Raw genomic sequence first — 20247 nt, 5'->3', positions numbered from 1 at the left:
ATGAATGCCCCCTCACAAAAATGGTTGCTACGTGCCGCCCCATGGTTTTTACCCGTTGGCATTGTGCTTGTCTGGCAACTCGCGTCCTCTGCCGGCTGGCTGTCGAGCCGTATTCTGCCCTCTCCGGAGGGCGTAATAGAGGCATTCTGGTCGCTGAGCGTCAGCGGCGAACTCTGGCAGCATTTGGCCATCAGCTCATGGCGTGCCGTAATTGGTTTTTCGATTGGCGGAAGCATCGGCCTGGTACTGGGTCTGATCAGCGGGCTTTCTCGCTGGGGCGAGCGGCTGCTCGATACCTCCATTCAGATGCTGCGTAACGTGCCGCATCTGGCGCTGATCCCGCTGGTCATTTTGTGGTTTGGTATTGATGAGAGCGCCAAAATTTTTCTCGTCGCGCTGGGCACGCTGTTCCCGATTTACATTAATACCTGGCATGGGATCCGCAACATCGATCGCGGACTGGTCGAAATGGCACGCAGTTACGGCCTGTCCGGTTTTGCCCTCTTTATGCATGTGATCCTGCCGGGCGCCCTGCCCTCCATAATGGTCGGCGTGCGCTTTGCGCTCGGCCTGATGTGGCTGACGCTGATTGTGGCAGAGACCATCTCTGCAAACTCAGGGATTGGCTATCTGGCGATGAACGCCCGCGAATTCCTGCAAACGGACGTGGTGGTGGTGGCCATTATCCTCTATGCCCTGCTCGGCAAACTTGCCGACGTCAGCGCCCAGTGGCTGGAACGCAGCTGGCTGCGCTGGAATCCAGCCTATATTTCACAGGAGGCTAAAGCATGAATACTGCCCGACTGACTCAGGGTACACCGCTGCTCCTTAACGGTGTCACGAAGCGCTATGGCGAAAACACGATTCTCAACGCGCTGGATCTGCATATTCCTGCCGGACAATTTGTCGCCATTGTGGGCCGCAGCGGCGGCGGCAAGAGTACGTTGTTACGCCTTTTAGCCGGGCTGGAATCCCCCAACGGCGGCGAAATTCTGGCAGGCGCGACACCGCTGGCCACTATTCAGGACGATACCCGCATGATGTTTCAGGACGCGCGCCTGCTGCCCTGGAAAACGGTGATTGATAATGTCGGACTGGGCCTCAACGGCAACTGGCGGGATGAAGCCCGCCAGGCGCTGGCCGCCGTAGGGCTGGAAAACCGTGCGGGTGAATGGCCTGCGGCGCTCTCCGGCGGGCAGAAGCAACGCGTGGCGCTGGCGCGAGCGCTGATACATCGTCCGGGCTTGCTGCTGCTGGATGAGCCACTCGGCGCGCTCGACGCCCTGACGCGAATCGAAATGCAGGACCTGATTGCCGCACTCTGGCAAAAGCATGGCTTTACGGTACTTCTGGTGACGCACGACGTGAGCGAAGCCGTCGCGATGGCAGACCGCGTGCTGCTAATAGAAGAAGGGAAAATCGGTCTTGATGTCACGGTCGATATTGCGCGTCCGCGCCGCGTAGGGTCGGCAAGACTGGCAGAGCTGGAGGCGGAAGTGCTGAATCGGGTGATGCAGCGCGGGGTCAGCGAGCGAGCGTTAATGACGGCTCACGGCTGACGTCCTCCCTCTCCCACCGGGAGAGGGAGGGTTGGTCTTTCGATCAGGCCAGTGCCTTAGCGATCTTCTCGTACAGATCGCCAGACAGGTTTTCCAGCCCTTTCAGTTGCTCAAGCGCAGCACGCATTTTCGCCTGGCGCTGTGCATCATAGCGTTTCAGACGGATCAGCGGCTCAATCAGGCGTGACGCCACCTGTGGGTTACGGCTGTTCAGCTCGGTCAACATTTCCACCATAAACTGATAACCGCTGCCATCTTCCGCATGGAACGCCGCCGGGTTGCTGCTGGCAAACGCGCCAATCAGGGAACGCACGCGGTTTGGGTTGCTCATGGTGAAGGAGCGATGCTTCAGCAGACTGCGTACATTGCTGAGGACATCGGCCGCCGGGCTGGTGGCCTGCAGGATGAACCACTTGTCCATGACCAGACCATCCTGATGCCACTTGTCGTCGTACTCCTGCATCAGCGCATCACGGCATGGCAGTTCAGCGGCAACACTTGCAGCCAGGGCTGCCAGCGCGTCGGTCATGTTGTCTGCTTCGTGATACTGCTTGCTCACCAGCGTGTTTGCCAGCTCGCGCTCACCGAAGGCCAGATAACGCAGGCAGGTGTTACGCAGGGAACGTTTACCGATGTCAGCATGTTCCACACGATAAGCGTCAAGCTTATTGGCGTTGTAGATTGCGAGGAATTCGTCCGCAAGCTCGTTCGCCAGCGTACGGGTCAGCGCTTCACGCACCGCCACAATGGCAATCGGATCGATGATGTCGAACAGTTCGGCGATTTCGCCTGCGGATGGCAACGTCAGAATTTCAGCCGCCAGCGCCGGGTCAATCTTCTCATCCAGCAGGACTGCGCGGAATGCGTCCGCAACGTGAACCGGCAGCGACAGCGGCTGGCCCTGCTGATGACGATTAACGTTCAGCTTGATGTAGGTCGCCAGCAGGCTTTGCGCCGCATCCCAGCGTGAGAAGTCATTGCGCGCATGGCGCATCAGGAACGTCAGTTGCTGGTCGCTCCACTTATATTCCAGTTTCACGGGCGCAGAGAATTCACACAGCAGCGCGGGAACCGGCTGGAAATAGACGTTATCAAAGATAAAGGTCTGTTCCGCCTGGGTCACGTTCAGGACGTGGTGGACCGGATGACCGCCCTTCTGCAGCGGGATCACGTTACCCTCGTTGTCATACAGTTCAATACTGAAAGGAATGTGCAGCGGGTGTTTTTCTTCCTGCTCTGCCGTTGGCGGCGTGCGCTGGCTGATGGTCAGGGTGTACTGCTCGGTTTCCGGATTGTAGTCGTCTTTGACGGTGACAATCGGCGTCCCGGCCTGGCTGTACCAGCGGCGGAAATGGGAAAGATCGACATTAGACGCATCCTCCATCGCCTGCACAAAATCGTCGCAGGTGGCTGCGCTGCCGTCATGACGCTCGAAGTAGAGCTGCATCCCTTTCTGGAAGTTCTCTTCACCCAGCAGGGTATGGATCATGCGGATAATTTCCGCCCCTTTTTCGTACACCGTCAGGGTGTAGAAGTTATTCATCTCGATGACTTTATCGGGACGGATAGGGTGTGCCATTGGGCTGGCATCTTCCGCAAACTGCAGGCCACGCATGGTGCGCACGTTGTTAATGCGGTTCACCGCACGGGAACCCAGATCGGAACTGAACTCCTGGTCACGGAAGACGGTCAGGCCCTCTTTCAGGCTCAGTTGGAACCAGTCACGGCAGGTGACGCGGTTTCCGGTCCAGTTATGGAAATACTCGTGTCCGATGACGCGTTCAATATCCAGGTAATCTTTATCGGTCGCGGTATCGGTACGTGCCAGCACGTATTTGGAGTTAAAGACGTTAAGACCTTTATTCTCCATCGCGCCCATGTTGAAGAAGTCGACAGCAACGATCATATAGATGTCGAGGTCATACTCGAGGCCAAAGCGCTCTTCATCCCACTTCATGGAGTTGATAAGCGAGGTCATCGCCCATGGCGCGCGGTCCAGGTTGCCGCGGTCGACGAACAACTCCAGCGCGACGTCGCGGCCTGAACGGGTTTTGAACGTATCACGCAGCACGTCGAAATCACCCGCCACCAGCGCAAACAGGTAGCACGGTTTCGGGAACGGATCCTGCCACTGTACCCAGTGGCGACCGTTTTCCAGCTCGCCTTCACCTACGCGGTTGCCGTTGGAAAGCAGGAACGGATAGAGGGTTTTATCGGCGATGATTTTCGTTGTAAAGCGTGCCAGCACGTCCGGGCGGTCAAGATACCAGGTAATGTGGCGGAAACCTTCGGCCTCACACTGGGTGCACAGGGCCACGCCAGACTGGTAAAGCCCTTCCAGCGCCGTGTTGGCAGCCGGGCTGATTTCATTCACGATGCGCAGCGTAAAGCGTTCCGGCAGGTTGTCGATAACCAGCTGGTTGCCTTCTATTTTATAGTCAGACCATGCTTGCTCATTGATCTGCACGGAGACCAGCGTCAGGTCTTCACCATCCAGACGCAGCGGCACAGCCGTCGCGCTCTGGCGCGTGAGCTGGCTTACCGCCGTGACAACGGTTTTAGTGGCATCCAGGTCAAAAGTCAGATCGATATCGCTAATCAGGTAATCCGGCGCACGGTAGTCGTGGCGGTATTTGGCTTGTGGCTGTTGTGTCATAGAAAACCTTATGCATCGTTTGTCGAATAACGAATCCAGTCTATTCCTGTTGTGTAAAACGCGCTATGCAGAATGTTCATCTTTTCAGGTACAAACACCTTTTTCGCTACATTTGTATAACACGGGGCACAAAATGCCCTCGACCATAAAGAGCGCTTATGTTGTGATCGGGGTTCAATAAATCACTAAACAAGGTATACTCCGGAGTTGTTTATTGTACTAAACGCTCCTGTGAGAGGATGCTACTGCGCACCTATGACTCAATTCGCTTCTCCTGTTCTGCATACATTGCTGGATACCGACGCGTATAAACTGCATATGCAGCAAGCCGTTTTCCACCATTACTATGACGTCCATGTCGCGGCGGAATTCCGCTGCCGTGGTGACGACTTGCTCGGTATCTACGCAGACTCCATTCGTGAACAGGTCGATGCTATGCAGCATCTGACGCTGCAGGACGACGAATATCAGTGGCTCTCTGGCCTGCCCTTCTTTAAAGCTGACTACCTGAACTGGCTGCGCGACTTCCGCTATAAGCCGGAGCAGGTGACCGTGGTCAATGATAACGGCAAGCTGGATATTCGTCTTGAAGGCCCGTGGCGTGAAGTGATCATGTGGGAAGTTCCGCTTCTCGCGGTGATCAGTGAACTGGCCCACCGCTACCGTTCCCCGGAAACCGGCGTTGAGCAGGCAGTCGCGTCGCTGGAAAATAAACTGGCCGCATTCTCAACGCTGACCGAAGGGCTGGATATGTCCCGCTTCCGCCTGATGGATTTTGGCACGCGTCGCCGTTTCTCTCGCGAAGTGCAGCAGGCTATTGTGAAGCGTCTGCAGCAGGAGCCGTGGTTCGTGGGCACCAGCAACTACGATCTGGCACGTCGTCTGGATCTGACCCCGATGGGCACCCAGGCGCATGAGTGGTTCCAGGCGCATCAGCAGATAAGCCCGGACCTGGCAAACAGCCAGCGTGCCGCACTGGCCGCGTGGCTGGAAGAATATCCCAATCAACTGGGCATCGCGCTTACCGACTGTATTACGATGGACGCGTTCCTGCGTGATTTTGGCCCTGAATTTGCCGAACGTTATCAGGGATTACGCCATGATTCCGGGGATCCGGTTGAATGGGGTGAAAAGGCCATAGCCCATTACGAAAAACTGGGCATTGACCCGATGAGCAAGGTGCTGGTCTTCTCTGATAACCTCGATCTGGCGAAAGCGGTCGATCTCTATCGTCATTTCACCTCCAGAATTAACCTGAGCTTTGGGATTGGCACCCGCCTGACCTGCGACATCCCTCAGGTAAAACCTCTGAACATCGTGATAAAACTGGTGGAATGTAACGGTAAGCCGGTAGCGAAGCTCTCCGATAGCCCCGGTAAAACCATCTGCCATGACAAAGCCTTTGTGCGCGCATTACGCAAAGCATTCGATCTACCGCAGATCAAAAAAGCCAGTTAACTGCTTTCGGGAGCCTTTCAGGCTCCCCTCTCCTCAATTTATTTCTTAATTCTTCTCTTTTGACTGCGAAATCTGCTTGTCTGATGGCGGATGCCAGGTAACATAGATATCCCCCCCCAGTAAGGGTGGGCAAGTGTTTATTTTTTCCGACTATTAACAGAGAGAATATTATGAGCGTTGTGCCTGTAGCCGACGTACTCCAGGGCCGTGTCGCCGTTGACCAAGAAGTCACCGTGCGCGGATGGGTGCGTACTCGCCGAGATTCTAAAGCTGGCATCTCCTTCCTTGCCGTCTATGACGGTTCCTGCTTTGATCCTGTACAGGCCGTCATTAATAATTCTCTGCCCAATTACAATGATGACGTTCTGCGCCTGACAACGGGTTGTTCCGTTATCGTAACCGGTGTTGTTGTGGCATCGCCTGGTCAGGGTCAGAGTTTCGAAATTCAGGCCTCAGCCATTGAAGTCACTGGCTGGGTTGAAGATCCCGACACCTACCCAATGGCGGCAAAACGTCACAGCATCGAATACCTGCGTGAAGTGGCGCACCTGCGTCCACGCACCAACCTGATTGGTGCGGTTGCCCGCGTGCGTCATACGCTGGCGCAGGCGCTGCATCGTTTCTTCGATGAGCAGGGTTATTTCTGGGTGTCTACTCCACTGATCACTGCGTCCGATACGGAAGGTGCGGGTGAAATGTTCCGCGTCTCTACGCTGGACATGGAAAACCTGCCGCGTACGCCAGAAGGTAAAGTGGACTATGACAAAGACTTCTTCGGTAAAGAGGCCTTCCTGACGGTTTCTGGTCAGCTCAACGGTGAAACTTACGCCTGCGCGCTGTCCAAAATCTACACCTTTGGTCCTACCTTCCGTGCAGAAAACTCCAACACCAGCCGTCACCTGGCGGAATTCTGGATGCTGGAGCCTGAAGTGGCATTCGCAGATCTGGATGATGTCGCGGGTCTGGCAGAAGCGATGCTGAAATATGTCTTCAAAGCGGTGCTGGAAGAGCGTCCTGATGACATGAAATTCTTCGCAGAGCGTGTCGACAGCGATGCAGTCGCACGTCTGGAGCGTTTCGTCTCAGCAGATTTCGCGCAGGTGGACTACACCGACGCGGTGGCCATCCTCGAGAAATGCGGAGAGAAGTTTGAGAACCCGGTTTACTGGGGCGTTGACCTGGCGTCTGAGCACGAGCGTTACCTGGCTGAGAAGCACTTCAAAGCACCGGTTGTGGTGAAAAACTACCCGAAAGACATTAAGGCCTTCTATATGCGCCTTAACGAAGACGGTAAAACCGTTGCGGCGATGGACGTCCTGGCGCCGGGCATTGGTGAAATCATCGGTGGTTCTCAGCGTGAAGAGCGTCTTGACGTACTGGACGCACGCATGGAAGAGATGGGCCTTAATCCTGCGGATTACAGCTGGTATCGCGATTTACGCCGTTACGGTACCGTCCCGCATGCCGGTTTTGGTCTGGGCTTTGAGCGTCTGATCGCCTATGTCACCGGTGTTCAGAACGTCCGTGACGTTATTCCATTCCCACGCACACCGCGTAACGCCAGTTTCTAATCGACTGAATAACAAATGGCCAGCAATTGCTGGCCATTATTTTATTCTGCATTGTCAGTTTTCGTCAGCGCAAAGTCAGCATTTTTAAACCACAACCCCGTTACAACCACTACCTGTTACGTTTTGTTTCCACGAAACATCTGCGCACAAAAAATAAACCCTATTCTTATTGCGCTTATTGCAATCTGAAGCAATAGCACAAAATTCAACCAGTTTTACAGCCATCCAGAAGTCTTTTTCGGGTCATAAGAAAAAATGAGCCGTTTGGCTTCTGTTTATACGAATTGCCTTTATCTAAATTAATTATAAGCTTTTCATATAGATATCAAAGTATCTGCCGTTTAATTCGCCAGTGGACGCTGAAATTTGAGGTGGTTCACAAAGTTCCGAAAAATACACATTTAGTTACACATGATTTCTTTTTGTAACTTAATCTTGAGAATTGTAGCACTTTCAGGCTAGCGAAACGGTTCTATGAATGGAAAGATGCCTGTCAGATACATAAAGACACCTAACTCTCATCAATAGTTCCGGAAATATTTATTGACAGAATTTATTGACAGAATTTATTGACAGAATTTATTGACGGCAGTGGCGAGTGTCATAAAAAAACCAATGAGGGTAATAAATAATGATGAAGCGCAATATTCTGGCAGTGGTAATCCCTGCCCTGCTGGTAGCCGGTGCAGCTAACGCTGCAGAAATCTATAACAAAAGCGGCAACAAACTGGATCTGTACGGGAAAGTGGTTGGTGAGCACGACTTCGTTACCTCTGGTGACAACACTGACAGCAACGACGCTACCTATGCTCAGATCGGTTTCAAAGGCGAGACTCAAATTAACGACCAACTGACTGGTTTCGGTCAGTGGGAATACCGTGCTCTGGCAAGCCAGGCAGAAAGCAACCAGACTCAGCGTACCCGTCTGGCATTCGCCGGTCTGAAAGCGGGTGATGCAGGTTCCATCGACTACGGCCGTAACTACGGTATCGTATACGACGTAGAATCTTACACCGATATGGCGCCATCTTTCTCAGGTATGACCTGGGCAAACTACTCTGACAACTTCATGACTGGCCGTAACTCTGGTCTCCTGACTTACCGCAACTCTGACTTCTTCGGTCTGGTTGATGGTCTGAGCCTGGGCCTGCAGTATCAGGGCAAAAACGAGCGTACTGACGTGAGAACCGCTAACGGTGACGGTTTCGGTACCTCTGTAGGTTATGAGTTCGGTGAAGGTTTCGGCCTGATCGGCGCATACAGCAACTCTGACCGTACTGACGGGCAATCCGCAGACGGCAAAGGCGAGAAAGCGGAAGCATGGGCTGTTGGTGCTAAATACGATGCGAACAACATCTACCTGGCAACCACCTATGCTGAAACGCGTAACATGACCCGTGAAGACGACGGTTCTTTCGCAAACAAAACGCAGAACTTCGAAGTTATCGCTCAGTACCAGTTCGACTTCGGTCTGCGCCCATCCGTGTCCTACGTGCAGTCTAAAGGTAAAAACCTTGCACAACGTGGCACCTTCGCTGGCGGCGATGCTGACCTGCAGAAATTCGTTGAACTGGGTGCAACTTACTACTTCAACAAAAACTTCAACATCTATGTTGATTACCAGCTGAACCTGATCGACGACACCGACTACTCTCGTAGCGTGGGTATCGTGAACGGTAAAGACGACCAGGTTGCAATGGCTGTGACCTACCAGTTCTAATCAGTACACCACGTTGTTATATGCTTAATGAACAGGGCTTCGGCCCTGTTTTTTTTATGTCTGATAGCAAAAAATGGCGACTTTTGAAAAGCCGCACGCTTTTTGTCGCAAACGGTTGGCATTTTGTAAATCTACCGTTAACCTGATAGCGGATTTCACTTCTGTAATCACAATGGAACTTCGTCATGTTTGAGAACATTACCGCCGCTCCTGCCGACCCTATTCTGGGCCTGGCCGATCTGTTTCGTGCCGACGACCGCCCTGGTAAAATCAACCTGGGTATTGGTGTATATAAAGATGAAACCGGCAAAACCCCGGTGCTGACCAGCGTTAAAAAAGCTGAGCAGTATCTGCTGGAAAATGAAACCACCAAAAATTACCTCGGTATTGATGGTATCCCTGAATTTGGTCGTTGCACTCAGGAACTGCTGTTCGGCAAAGGCAGTGCAATTGTGAGCGACAAGCGTGCGCGTACAGCACAGACCCCTGGCGGTACCGGCGCGCTGCGCGTCGCGGCGGATTTCCTTGCGAAAAACACCTCTGTTAAGCGTGTCTGGGTGAGCAACCCAAGCTGGCCAAACCACAAGAGCGTATTCAACTCTGCAGGCCTGGAAGTCCGCGAATATGCTTACTACGACGCGGCTAACCACTCTCTGGACTTCGACGGTCTGCTGGCCAGCCTGAACGAGGCTCAGGCGGGTGATGTGGTGCTGTTCCACGGCTGCTGCCACAACCCAACCGGTATTGATCCAACGCTGGAACAGTGGGAACAGCTGGCGAAGCTCTCCGTAGAAAAAGGCTGGCTGCCGCTGTTTGACTTTGCATACCAGGGCTTCGCCCGTGGTCTGGAAGAAGATGCGGAAGGCCTGCGCGCTTTTGCTGCCGTACATCAGGAACTGATCGTGGCAAGCTCTTACTCCAAGAACTTCGGTCTGTACAATGAGCGTGTCGGTGCCTGTACGCTGGTTGCGGCGAACACTGAAACCGTTGATCGTGCATTCAGCCAGATGAAATCCGTGATCCGCGCTAACTACTCTAACCCGCCTGCACACGGTGCCTCTGTCGTTGCGACTATCCTGAGCAACGATGCACTGCGCGCTATCTGGGAACAAGAGCTGAACGATATGCGTCAGCGTATTCAGCGCATGCGTCTGCTGTTTGTGAACACCCTTGCGGAGAAAGGCGCTGACCGTGACTTCAGCTTTATTATTAAGCAGAACGGTATGTTCTCTTTCAGCGGCCTGACCAAAGAACAGGTTCTGCGTCTGCGTGAAGAGTTTGGCGTCTACGCCGTGGCGTCTGGCCGCGTCAACGTTGCAGGCATGACCCCAGACAATATGGCGCCGCTGTGCGAAGCCATCGTCGCCGTGCTGTAAATTGCACCCATAAAAAAAGCCTGCGTAATGCAGGCTTTTTTTTATTCTGGTTACCAGACAGGCATTTCGTCCTGAAGGAACGGGTTATGGAGTCGTTCATAACCCAGCGTCGACATCGGACCGTGTCCAGGGATAAACGTCACATCATCGCCCAGCGGCAACAACTTCTGTTTAATCGACTGAATCAGCTGTCCGTGGTCGCCACGTGGAAAATCGCTGCGTCCTACGCCACCTTTGAAAATCACATCGCCGGAAATCAGCAGACGGGACTGGTCATCAAAGAAGACAATATGGCCTGGCGTATGCCCAGGACAATGCAACACCTGCAAAGTCACATTCCCTACGTTAACGCGCTCTCCTTCATTTAGCCAGCGATCGGGCGTCAGGGGCAGACACTCATCAAGGCCAAACATGCGGCTCTGGGCTGGTAAACCCTGCAGCCAGAACTCATCTTCTTTTTCCGGACCGATCACAGGCACACCGAAGTGCTGTGCCAGCTCCGCCGCCGCACCAACATGATCAAGATGACCATGCGTCAGTAAAATCTGCATCAGCGTGACACCGCTATCAGCGACTTCCTGCTTGATTTTCTCAGCGTCACCGCCGGGATCGACAAGCGCGGCCAGTTTGGTTTGCTCACACCAGATTAATGAACAATTCTGGGAGAATGCAGTAACCGGAATAATACGATAGTTCATACTGCTCCTGTGTTTCGTTATTACCAGTGCCGGACCGGACCGGTATCAATATGCACAAAGTTGCTACTTGGGTAATATCCTACACCACCTGCGCGCATAGATAACGCAGCTTTGCGAATATTGGCTAACGAAACGCCTTCAATATGGAAATCCATTGCCTGTCCCTTCGTGTGATAGCTTTTTTTCGCTACCCCACGGCTATGGGCGCGCAGTTCATTATTGGTATCAACAGAGCGATAACCAGAAATAAGCTGCACTGGCTTGCTGGTACCCAGCAGGCCCTGAAGGCGGAATAACTGATCAAACAGTCCTGGGTCGATGGCTTTTATTTTATTCGCGCGGAAATCACGGAAAAAATGGTTAAGTCTTGCTAATTCATCCTGAATATAGCCTCTGCCATCGAAGAACTCCGCTTTTAACGACTCACCGGTGTGGAGATTGTTGAGCGTTAAAACTCGCGGACGAGGTGTCGAGAGGGTGGCAAATGCTGGCGTCGGCAAGATGGCCGCTGCGCCGAGCGCAACACCACCTAACGCCAGCAGTTTGCGGCGATTAGCGTCAAATTTGTCCATGATAATCAGGTCTACAGGTCAATGTTTATCGTAAATATGCTTAGCGCACGAAGGGCACCTTAACTGGCAAAGCCGACTACGTCAAGGCACCCAACCCCAGTAAATACGCGGCCTCCAGCCATATAGCCCCGTATTCACCATTACTTACGACAACCTATTTTCCCGAACTGCTTCATTTACCTGATTAATTGTTCAGCTTTTGGCAAAATTTGTGCGCCGGATCGCGCCGTGAGATCATAATTGTAAATATCTGTACGATACTGCGTCCGCCCGTCCTCACCCACAAACGCCGTCAGATAATAAAGATTGACCGGAATATTATGACGAATATTAACGTAACGCGTATCCCCCTGCTTCAGGGCGTCAGAGATGCGCGTATCGTTCCAGCCTGCATCCTGCAACAGCATATTAGCCAGCTCCGAGGCTTTATTGACACGCACACAGCCTGAACTCAGCGCGCGGGTGTCTTTCTGGAACAGATTGTGGTTCGGCGTATCGTGCAGATAGATAGCATCTGAACTCGGCATATTGAATTTGTAGCGTCCGAGCGAGTTATGCGCACCGGGTGCCTGCTGGAACCGGAATGGCAGATTAGACGCGGTAATGGTTGACCAGTCGACCATATAGGGGTCTATCGCCTCTTTGCTGTTCCAGCCGCGCATCACCGTATAGCCATGGCGTTCCAGGTAACCCGGATCGTTCCAGATCTTGGGCAGAATGTCTTTACGTGCCAGCGTCGGCGGTACGTTCCACGGCGGGTTAACCACCACGTTGTTCAGGGCACTGCTCATCATCGGCGTTTTGCGATCGGGACGTCCCACAATCACGCGTGACGCCAGCACTTCACTGCCGTTCTGGTAATAGACCAGCGAATACGCCGGAATATTCACCATGATGCCGGTAGAGAGGGTCCCTGGCAGCAAGCGTAAACGCTGGATATTGAGCGCCAGCACCCCTGCACGCTGCGCAGGTGAGACGTTCAGCCAGTCGCGCGTTGACTGGCCAATCACGCCATCAGCACCCAGCCCCTGAGCAGCCTGAAACTGCTTAACCGCTGCAACCAGCTCCCGATCGTAGGCCGCGGGCTTATCACTCAGAACGGCGGCTTTTTTCTCTTTCACCGGGGCTGACGGGCTGACAACGACGCTTTGCGCATCGTCACCCGGCAGGGCAATTTTAGGCCCGCTATCAAGAATACCGGAGCGTTTGAGGATCTCACGCAGGGCAGGCACATCGCTGCTCCACTGTCCAGGACGCAGCGTCGCGGTACCACGCATCTGCGGCCACGGACGTGAATCCCCGACCAGTTCCAGAAGCGACTGATGCATGGTCGCGTATTGCGGATGTGCCGGCGCGAGGCTCGCAATAAAGCGCGGCAGATCGCCACTATCCAGCGCCAGTTGCCACTGGTTAATTACCGACAGTGCCGGAGTCGCCAGCTTGTAAGGCTTATCGCTGTACAACCAACGGTTACCATTGACCGGAATACCGGCCACAAACTGGAGATACCCCATCATGGCATCGGAAAGCACCACGTCCCGCGCCTGCCCGGTGACAGCAGGATCGGTTAAGAGCTCAACCCATTTTGTGAACTGCGGCTGGAACCCTGCAATGGCGACTTCTGCCAGCTGTTGCTGGAAGGCGCGCACCGCATCGCGGTTTTCCCACATGGGTTTCATGTCACGCGCCGCATAGAGCAGCGTGAGCTGACTGGTATAGACAGGCGTGTAGCCTGCTGGCAGCCCAGACAGCAGCTGCTGGCGAAGCGATTCCGCGTCGATGCCTTCTGGCAACGGTTTAATACCGGCCATGATGGCCGTCGCAGGAGACTGCTCCAGCGGTTGAGACAGCGACGTTGGCTGTGTGCCAGTCGTTGCTGTGCTGTCAGTCGGCACAATTTCAGGCTCGTCGGCCTGAGCGGTTAACAGTGGAGCAAACGTCACTGCCAGGCATAAACTTAGCGCAGACAGCTGACGACCACATTTTTTCTTTAGCAACATCCCTTGCCCCCTGTTTTCACGACATGCCCATCACGTTGGGGCTTTCTTTTATTATAGGGTGACGGCAAACCTGTTGCCTTACCTTATGTAAAGAAGTTTAAAGATAACGCAGCCTTAAACACAAGTTAAGCGAAAAAAAAAGCGGCGCTGGTGCGCCGCTCACGGTTAGAAAACGCCTCAGGACGCGTCTGCCGTTGTTTCCGGTAAGGATTCTGGCGGCTGTGGGGCAAAACCGCGTAACCCGACCACGTGAACGTGTTCGGTATTCTGGAATACCTTACGCACCAGTTTATACGTGGTGCCTTTCTCAGGACTGATGTTCTCCGGCGCAGCGATAATGAGCTGCATATCAAGACGCTCACAGAGTTCAAACAGCGTGGCAATTGAGCGGGCGTCAAGACGCGCCGCTTCATCCAGGAACAGCAGTCGACATGGGGAGATATCTTTGCCGCGCAGACGACGTGCTTCATCTTCCCAGCTCTGGACCACCATCACCAGAATCGACATCCCGGTACCGATAGCTTCACCGGTAGAGAGTGCACCGGACTCCGCACGGAGCCAGCCGTCTGAACCACGGTTAACCTCCACTTCCATTTCCAGGTAGTTACGGTAATCCAGGAGCTCTTCACCAATGGTTTGCGGCGTGCGTTGCCCCATGTCAATCTGCGGATTAAGGCGCTGATACAGTTTCGCCAGCGCTTCGGAGAAGGTCAGACGGTTGCTGTTGAACAGATCCTGATGCTGTTCGTGCTGTTCAGACAACACTTCCAGCAGCGTCGAGTGCGCTTCACGCACGTTCACGTTCAGACGCACGCTGTTTACCTGACCAAACGATACGCTCTGCAAGCCCTGGTTCAGCTGGCGAATTCGGTTCTGCTCGCGCTGGATGGTTTTACGGATGATATTCGCCACGCTGCGGGAACTGATAGCCAGCTTCTGCTCGCGGGAGGTCAGCTCTTCCGTCAGGCGGCCCAGTTCGATTTCCATCTGCTCAATGGCTTCGACCGGATCGTCGGTACGAATGATGTCCTGACGAATACGCTCACGCAGGTGCTGATAAACGGCCACGAAGAACTGGATCTTACGCTCAGGGCGTTTCGGATCTTCGGACATACGCAGCACATCGCGCAGGTGTTCGTTATCCGCCACCGCCAGACGCAAGGCACCCAGCGCCTTATCCGACATAGAGCGCAGTTCATCCGCAGAGAGATAGGCCAGCTCGCGACGATGCAGACGGCGTTCAACGTTATTGTCTTTCACCATCCGCATGACGGCGCACCAGCCCGCCTTCGCGGTCACGACCTGCTCACGCATTTCGTGATAATCACGCTCCAGCTTGCGCAGGCGACGAGTCAGGTTATCCATTTCCGCTTCACAGAAGGTCAGCGCTTTTTCCAGCTGATTACGACGTGCGCGGTTATTACTGAGCTGCGCATGCAGTTCATCACGACGGATACGCGCCCGCTCTTCTGCTCCGCTGTCAGCACGGACGCCAATGTCCTGTAACTCTTTCTGAAGATCGTTTAACAGCTCTTTCTTGGTGTCGAAGGAGCTTTTCAGCGAGGCCAGGACCTGATTGTACTGGTTTAGCTGTGCCGAGTGGCTACGCATCGCGTCACGGGCGCGAGTACGTTCCGCTTCAGCCTGTTCAAGGCGCTGACGCAGCTTCTCATTGAGATCGCTGTTACCGCTCAGCATCTCCGCGGAATCGGAGTAGCCGAAGTGGGCCCGGCGCTGCACCACTTCCGTCAGGGCAAACGCCTGCTGGCGCGCTTCGCGCTGCACCTGCTGCGACCAGGCATAATCTTCTTTTAACTGTTCGAACTGCTCCGGATCGCTCTGCAACACGGAGACCATTGGTTCGAGCTTCGCCAGCTGATTACCGTACTGCTGAACAAAACGTGCCGCTTCCTGAGCTTCATCCAGACGTTCCTGAATCTCATCCACGCGGTCAGCCAGCGTGTCATCTGCCAGCAGATTCAGGCGAGGCAGGATGCGGTTAAGGGCCGCAACGCCCTCTTTCGCCTGTTCGAACTGAACGCGGCTTTGCTGGTTGTCATTTTCATGGTTTGAGATCGCACGCTCAAGCTCGCCGCGACGAGTGTTGAGCTTGCGAATTTCGGCTTCCGGGTCAGCTTCAAACGCCACGCCCAGATGGCTGCCGATAAAGCGGCTGAACGCCTGATGAAGACGCTGGGTTTTCTGCACGTCAAACGACAGGGTCGCAAAACGTTCAGACAGCGTCTCACGCTCGGCGTGCAGACTTTCAATCCGGTTTTCACGCGCTGCGCGACCAAACAGCGGAAGCTCAGGGAAGCGAGAATAACGCCACTGACGATCGGCGATTTTGACGACAACCGCTTTTTCCAGCTCATCGACGCTGAATACGCTGTCATCGAACGACTGCGGGTCCCCTTCGATTAAATAGAGGTCTTCCGGGCAATCTTCCAGCCCTGCCAGTTGGTCAGCAATCAGCGACAGATCCGGGACCACAATCGCGTTACGTGATGGGCCATACAGGGCTGAGAAGTACGGCGCATCGTCCAGACCGACATCGTCATAGATTTCGGACAACAGCACGCCGCCAAAACGTTCAGCCAGGGCGTTCAGACGTGAATCTTCCGAACCACCAGGCTGGCTTAAGCGCTCAATCTCTTCATCGATCTCACGTTTACGGGCGCCGACTTCATCGCGCTCAACAATCGCCTCGCGCTCGCGCTCCAGCAGCTGTTGCAGATATTCGGTCACGTCCTGGCTGGACTCAAACTGTTCGCCGCACTGTTCACTGAGCTGGTTCAGGCTGCTTTGGGCAGCCAGCCAGACTGGTGCACGCTGCAGCAGCACCTTAGAACGGGACTGCAGCTGCTCCATCTCCTGGCGCAGCGTCATGCGCTGTTCACTGGCGTTGGATACGGAATCGGAAAGCGCAGCAATACGCGCTTCGAGCTCCTGATGCAGAGCTTCAAGATCGTCGAAATCGTAATTTTTGCCCTGGCGCTTACAGAACTCCGCCAGCATACGCTCGGCTTCCTGCTGTTCGCGAAGACGCTGTTCCAGTTCGTTCAGGCGCATACGCAGCGGCTGAACCTGCTCGGCCAGATGGCGCTGGTTCACACCGTCGCGCAGCAGTTCACGGGCAACTTCCCACGCTTCGTTACGCGCAAGCGGTCCGTTAATTGCCACAACCAGCTGGTACGCTTGCTCAAACTGACTGTGCGCCGTTTGCGCGACGCTCATCTTCTGTTCAAGCGAGAGCAGTTTCTCGGTCGCTTCCTGCTCTTTGGCCTGGAAGGTATCCAGCCACTGGTCAGCGCTTTCCGGGGTGAGGTCAGGCAGATGACACAGCTCTTTTGCACGCTGTAACGCCTGAAGTGCCTGGGTATACTGAATTGCACGCGTCTGCTGCACGTCCAGCGCCTGCTGGTAATCGGCCAACTGATTTTTCAGCTCATCCACTTCCAGCTCGGCGGCCTCGGCACGTGCTTCGTTCTCTTCCTGCATGTCGGCAGCTTCCGCCACCACTTCATTTTGCTCTTCGAGACGAATTTGCAGCTCATCGAGATCCGCTTCGTAGCGCTCGATCTTCTCCTGCTGACGCAGGGCGGTCTGCACCAGGTTCAGGTGATCGCTGGCAGCCTGGTAATCGGCTTCCAGATCGCCTTCGGCGCCGTTGTGCTCGCCCAGTTCACGCGCCATTTCGACGTGCTTATACTGCTCAGCAACCAGCTGTTTACGGGAGGTGAACAGTTCGCGGCGGTACTCTAACGCCTGATCGAGATGGACACGACGTTCATTGGCGTGACGCATATAGTCCGCCGCCACGTAGTTGGTGGCCTCGCTAATCAGGTGCTTAAACAGGTCACGGTCAGACTGCGTCACGCGAATGGCTTCGAGCGTCATGCGGTTTTCACGCAGCGCAGCTTCCATATCCTGGAAGGCCTTACGCACGCCGCTGTTTTCCGGCAACAGGTAGTCGCGCAGGGAGCGGGTAATGGCGCTGGAGATACCACCGTACAGCGATGCTTCGATCAAACGGTAGTATTTGCTACGGTCAGACGCGCTGCGCAGACGACGCGCCACAACGCCCAGATCGAACATCAGGGAGTGGTAATCCGTAATGGAGTTGAACTGCTTGAACTGCACGCCTTCGATGGTTTCGAGCTTATCTTTCAGCTCCTGCAGCGTCAGCACGCGCGCCTGGCGCTCATTCAGGGTTTCCGTCAGCAGCGCTGTGGGCTGCATGGAGGTTGGCAGACCCTGGATGGCAAACGGTTTAATGTCCACTTTACGGTCACGGCCTGCGACCTGCTGCAGACGTACCCCCACCACCACACGCTGATGTCGGGAGTTAATGACGTCCAGTACCGAATAACAGACGCCTGCTTTGAGTTTGCCGTGCAGGCCTTTATCGCGAGAGCCGCTGGTCGCCCCCGCTTCGGTGGTGTTACGGAAATGGAGCAGCGTCAGATCGGGGATCAGTGCCGTAACAAACGCCGCCATGGTGGTGGATTTACCCGCACCGTTACCACCGGAGAGCGTCGTAACCAGCTCATCCAGATCGAACGTCCGGGCAAAGAAGCCGTTCCAGTTAATCAGCGTTAGTGAGCGAAATTTACCGCGTTCAATCATTACTCTTCCTCCCCGCTATCCGGCAGATTCTCTTCATGCTCATCGTCGAGCTGCAAATGGTTTTCCACCGGCATCGCTTCACCGTCGCGGATCATGCGAAGCTGCGCTTCACGCGCATCGTCGCCCGCACGCACATCGGCGCCGAAGCGGAAGACAGATTCCGTAATGCGGAATTTGCTGCTGTCATGGCCCATAAACCAGACCATGCCCAGACGACGCAGACGGTTAAGGGAAGAGCGAACTTTTTCCTGCAATTTCTGGCGGTCAAGATCCGAGCCGGTGGAGCGGTTGTTCACCAGCTTAAGCAGCTTGCTCTCATCCGCCAGCGCCAGCAGCTCGTCGTAAAGCTCCTGCTGGGTGAAGATGCCTTCATTTGCCAGACGCTCCGGGCTGAGATAGAGGTAGCAAAGAATTTTGCCGACCATCATATCCAGCTCAGAGAGCACGGAACGCGGAATCAGGGTTGTGGAACGTGGACGCAGGTAGAAAAACCCTTCCGGTGCGCGGATAAGCTCCACGTTATAGCGGGCGTAAAACTCCTCCAGGTACTCCTGGAAGTCCATCAAAAAGGCGTGATTGTCCAGCTCGTCTAAGCCAATGTGACGACCGGCACGCAGTTGGCTGTCCAGCGCCGGAAACAACGGATTCGCCAGCGCCTGTGCCAGCTTAACTGGCATCACTTGTTCAATATTTGTCAATGACATGCGCCTGTACCTTGGCTCCGTAATCGTTAATCGGCTGCCACTTCGGCGGCAGCCCGGTGAAATCTGCTTGCGCGACGCCCAGACGCACGGCCTGGTCTACCACGATGCGGGCGATGTCGAAGTGGCGTGCGCGAGGATATTGCGCCAGATAGTCGCGCACCACGAGCCCAAGATCCAGCGGCACTTGTCTGGTTTTGTAGACAGCGAGCTGTTCTTCGATCATCGCCGCAAGTTGCTCACGAATTTCGTTGAACTCTTCATATTCCAGATCCGGTGGCAGTTCACCGGTCACTTCTTCATCGCGCAGGGCCATCTCTTCGTCGCGCATATCCAGCAGACGATCGGCACTGGCGTAAGTCAGCGCCCATGGCGCATCGAAATAGGTCTGTACCGACTGGCGCAGACGCTGAGCAAAGACGCGGTTTTTATCCATATCGATCGCGGTACGGATAAATTTATGCACGTGACGGTCATAACCGATCCACAGGTCAATCGACTGCTGACCCCAGCTGATAATACGATCGAGTTTGCTCTGCAGATCGAACACCAGACGGTCAATAAAATGCAGATCGTCATGGGCCATGGTCGCATCCTGGATGCGCAGCAGGTTCGCCTGAAGCTTATCCCCTGCGGCTTCCAGCGTATCCTGCAGTTCACGCAGCGTACCCGAGGTTTCCGACAGCAACATTTCACAGCTGGAGATGGCCGCACGCCAGTCTTTATTCAGCAACTGCGCGATATCGTCTTTTACCTGTTGCTGCTGTTCATCCATCAGACGCTGGGTCAGATCGATGCTGTCGAAAATCTCTGCCACCGAATATTTCAGCGGCGCATAGACGTTACGGTGCCAGTGGAATTCGTCACCGTTTTCATCCGCTGCATCGGCGGCGCGCTTAAGTTCACCCGCCACAATCGAGAGCTGCATGGAAAGACGCAGCGTGGAAAATTCACGCTGGCGGATGTAGTAATCGGTGATGCCGATACCCAGTGGCGTCAGACGATAGATGGCGTTTCCTTCCGCCTGCTCGCTGGTAAAGCGGTTCAGCAGACGTTGACGCACCATATCGTTGATTGCGTTGTTGGCACGCACGCTAATGGTTTCGCTGGTTTGCTCAAACGCATCACTGACATGGCGGAACGCATCCACCAGTTCACCCTCGCTCATTTCGCCATCCAGCCGTTCGCCGTTCAGCGTGGCAACCGCCAGCAGGAAAGAGAGTCTGTCTACCGGCAGCGAGATGGAGAAATCGTTTTTCCTGGCCCAGGCAACCAGTTCGGGGACTGTCTGGGAAAATTCACTCATA

13 protein-coding genes are annotated in these 20247 nt (G+C 54.6%); 6 read left to right on the top strand and 7 right to left on the bottom strand.

Annotated elements, in window-relative coordinates:
• A complete protein-coding gene (ssuC, locus tag L462_RS19795; RefSeq protein WP_020884803.1) occupies positions 1 to 792 on the top strand; it encodes an aliphatic sulfonate ABC transporter permease SsuC in 792 nt (263 codons plus the stop codon).
• On the top strand, positions 789 to 1559 hold the full coding sequence (gene ssuB, locus L462_RS19800) for an aliphatic sulfonates ABC transporter ATP-binding protein (RefSeq protein WP_032677808.1): 771 nt from the start codon (positions 789 to 791) through the stop codon (positions 1557 to 1559). The genes ssuC and ssuB overlap by 4 nt, the downstream gene beginning before the upstream one ends.
• A 43-nt stretch (positions 1560 to 1602) precedes the next feature.
• On the opposite strand, the gene pepN is transcribed toward ssuB, so the two are convergent.
• Positions 1603 to 4215 (bottom strand): aminopeptidase N, encoded by a 2613-nt coding sequence (gene pepN / locus L462_RS19805; protein WP_032677807.1) that lies wholly within the window; start codon positions 4213 to 4215, stop codon positions 1603 to 1605.
• Between the two features lie 255 nt (positions 4216 to 4470).
• Between pepN and pncB the strand changes: the two genes are divergently transcribed.
• The 4 genes from pncB to aspC all read left to right on the top strand — a co-directional run bounded on the left by pncB (position 4471) and on the right by aspC (position 10340).
• Positions 4471 to 5673, top strand: a complete 1203-nt coding sequence (gene pncB / locus L462_RS19810; RefSeq protein ID WP_025204545.1) for a nicotinate phosphoribosyltransferase — start codon at positions 4471 to 4473, stop codon at positions 5671 to 5673.
• Between the two features lie 170 nt (positions 5674 to 5843).
• Entirely contained in the window at positions 5844 to 7244 is a 1401-nt protein-coding gene (gene asnS, locus L462_RS19815; RefSeq protein WP_032677806.1) for an asparagine--tRNA ligase, read from the top strand.
• 631 nt (positions 7245 to 7875) lie between these two features.
• Positions 7876 to 8964 (top strand): porin, encoded by a 1089-nt coding sequence (locus L462_RS19820; protein ID WP_020884808.1) that lies wholly within the window; start codon positions 7876 to 7878, stop codon positions 8962 to 8964.
• Positions 8965 to 9149: 185 nt separating this feature from the next.
• Entirely contained in the window at positions 9150 to 10340 is a 1191-nt protein-coding gene (aspC, locus tag L462_RS19825) for an aspartate transaminase (RefSeq protein WP_020884809.1), read from the top strand.
• A 50-nt stretch (positions 10341 to 10390) separates the two neighbouring features.
• On the opposite strand, the gene L462_RS19830 is transcribed toward aspC, so the two are convergent.
• The 6 genes from L462_RS19830 to mukF all read right to left on the bottom strand — a co-directional run bounded on the left by L462_RS19830 (position 10391) and on the right by mukF (position 20246).
• On the bottom strand, positions 10391 to 11038 hold the full coding sequence (locus L462_RS19830; protein WP_020884810.1) for an MBL fold metallo-hydrolase: 648 nt from the start codon (positions 11036 to 11038) through the stop codon (positions 10391 to 10393).
• Between the two features lie 20 nt (positions 11039 to 11058).
• Positions 11059 to 11610: a peptidoglycan L,D-endopeptidase MepK gene (locus tag L462_RS19835; RefSeq protein WP_014169403.1), complete on the bottom strand. Its 552-nt coding sequence runs from the start codon at positions 11608 to 11610 to the stop codon at positions 11059 to 11061.
• A 176-nt stretch (positions 11611 to 11786) separates the two neighbouring features.
• Positions 11787 to 13610, bottom strand: coding sequence for a L,D-transpeptidase (ldtD, locus tag L462_RS19840; protein ID WP_032677805.1), 1824 nt, complete (start codon positions 13608 to 13610; stop codon positions 11787 to 11789).
• A gap of 177 nt (positions 13611 to 13787) precedes the next feature.
• The gene (gene mukB / locus L462_RS19845; RefSeq protein ID WP_014169401.1) at positions 13788 to 18239 is read right to left on the bottom strand and encodes a chromosome partition protein MukB; all 4452 of its coding nucleotides are present in this window, start codon (positions 18237 to 18239) and stop codon (positions 13788 to 13790) included.
• The gene (mukE, locus tag L462_RS19850) at positions 18239 to 18943 is read right to left on the bottom strand and encodes a chromosome partition protein MukE (protein WP_014169400.1); all 705 of its coding nucleotides are present in this window, start codon (positions 18941 to 18943) and stop codon (positions 18239 to 18241) included. The genes mukB and mukE overlap by 1 nt, the downstream gene beginning before the upstream one ends.
• Complete coding sequence (gene mukF, locus L462_RS19855; RefSeq protein WP_014169399.1) at positions 18924 to 20246, bottom strand: chromosome partition protein MukF; 1323 nt, start codon at positions 20244 to 20246, stop codon at positions 18924 to 18926. Before mukF ends, mukE begins: the two co-directional genes overlap by 20 nt.
• Position 20247: the final 1 nt, after the last annotated feature.

Origin of the sequence: Enterobacter sp. BIDMC 26 (genome assembly GCF_000534435.1) — a bacterium.
Lineage (GTDB): Bacteria > Pseudomonadota > Gammaproteobacteria > Enterobacterales > Enterobacteriaceae > Enterobacter > Enterobacter ludwigii.
The sequence above is the reverse complement of the archived record's forward strand: the minus strand, read 5'-3'. Positions and strand labels throughout refer to the sequence as shown.

Coding starts and splice junctions, on each gene's coding strand:
- ssuC (WP_020884803.1), top strand. CDS start 1: ATGAATGCCCCCTCACAAAAATGGTTGCTACGTGCCGCCCCATGGTTT.
- ssuB (WP_032677808.1), top strand. CDS start 789: ATGAATACTGCCCGACTGACTCAGGGTACACCGCTGCTCCTTAACGGT.
- pepN (WP_032677807.1), bottom strand. CDS start 4,215: ATGACACAACAGCCACAAGCCAAATACCGCCACGACTACCGTGCGCCG.
- pncB (WP_025204545.1), top strand. CDS start 4,471: ATGACTCAATTCGCTTCTCCTGTTCTGCATACATTGCTGGATACCGAC.
- asnS (WP_032677806.1), top strand. CDS start 5,844: ATGAGCGTTGTGCCTGTAGCCGACGTACTCCAGGGCCGTGTCGCCGTT.
- L462_RS19820 (WP_020884808.1), top strand. CDS start 7,876: ATGATGAAGCGCAATATTCTGGCAGTGGTAATCCCTGCCCTGCTGGTA.
- aspC (WP_020884809.1), top strand. CDS start 9,150: ATGTTTGAGAACATTACCGCCGCTCCTGCCGACCCTATTCTGGGCCTG.
- L462_RS19830 (WP_020884810.1), bottom strand. CDS start 11,038: ATGAACTATCGTATTATTCCGGTTACTGCATTCTCCCAGAATTGTTCA.
- L462_RS19835 (WP_014169403.1), bottom strand. CDS start 11,610: ATGGACAAATTTGACGCTAATCGCCGCAAACTGCTGGCGTTAGGTGGT.
- ldtD (WP_032677805.1), bottom strand. CDS start 13,610: ATGTTGCTAAAGAAAAAATGTGGTCGTCAGCTGTCTGCGCTAAGTTTA.
- mukB (WP_014169401.1), bottom strand. CDS start 18,239: ATGATTGAACGCGGTAAATTTCGCTCACTAACGCTGATTAACTGGAAC.
- mukE (WP_014169400.1), bottom strand. CDS start 18,943: ATGTCATTGACAAATATTGAACAAGTGATGCCAGTTAAGCTGGCACAG.
- mukF (WP_014169399.1), bottom strand. CDS start 20,246: ATGAGTGAATTTTCCCAGACAGTCCCCGAACTGGTTGCCTGGGCCAGG.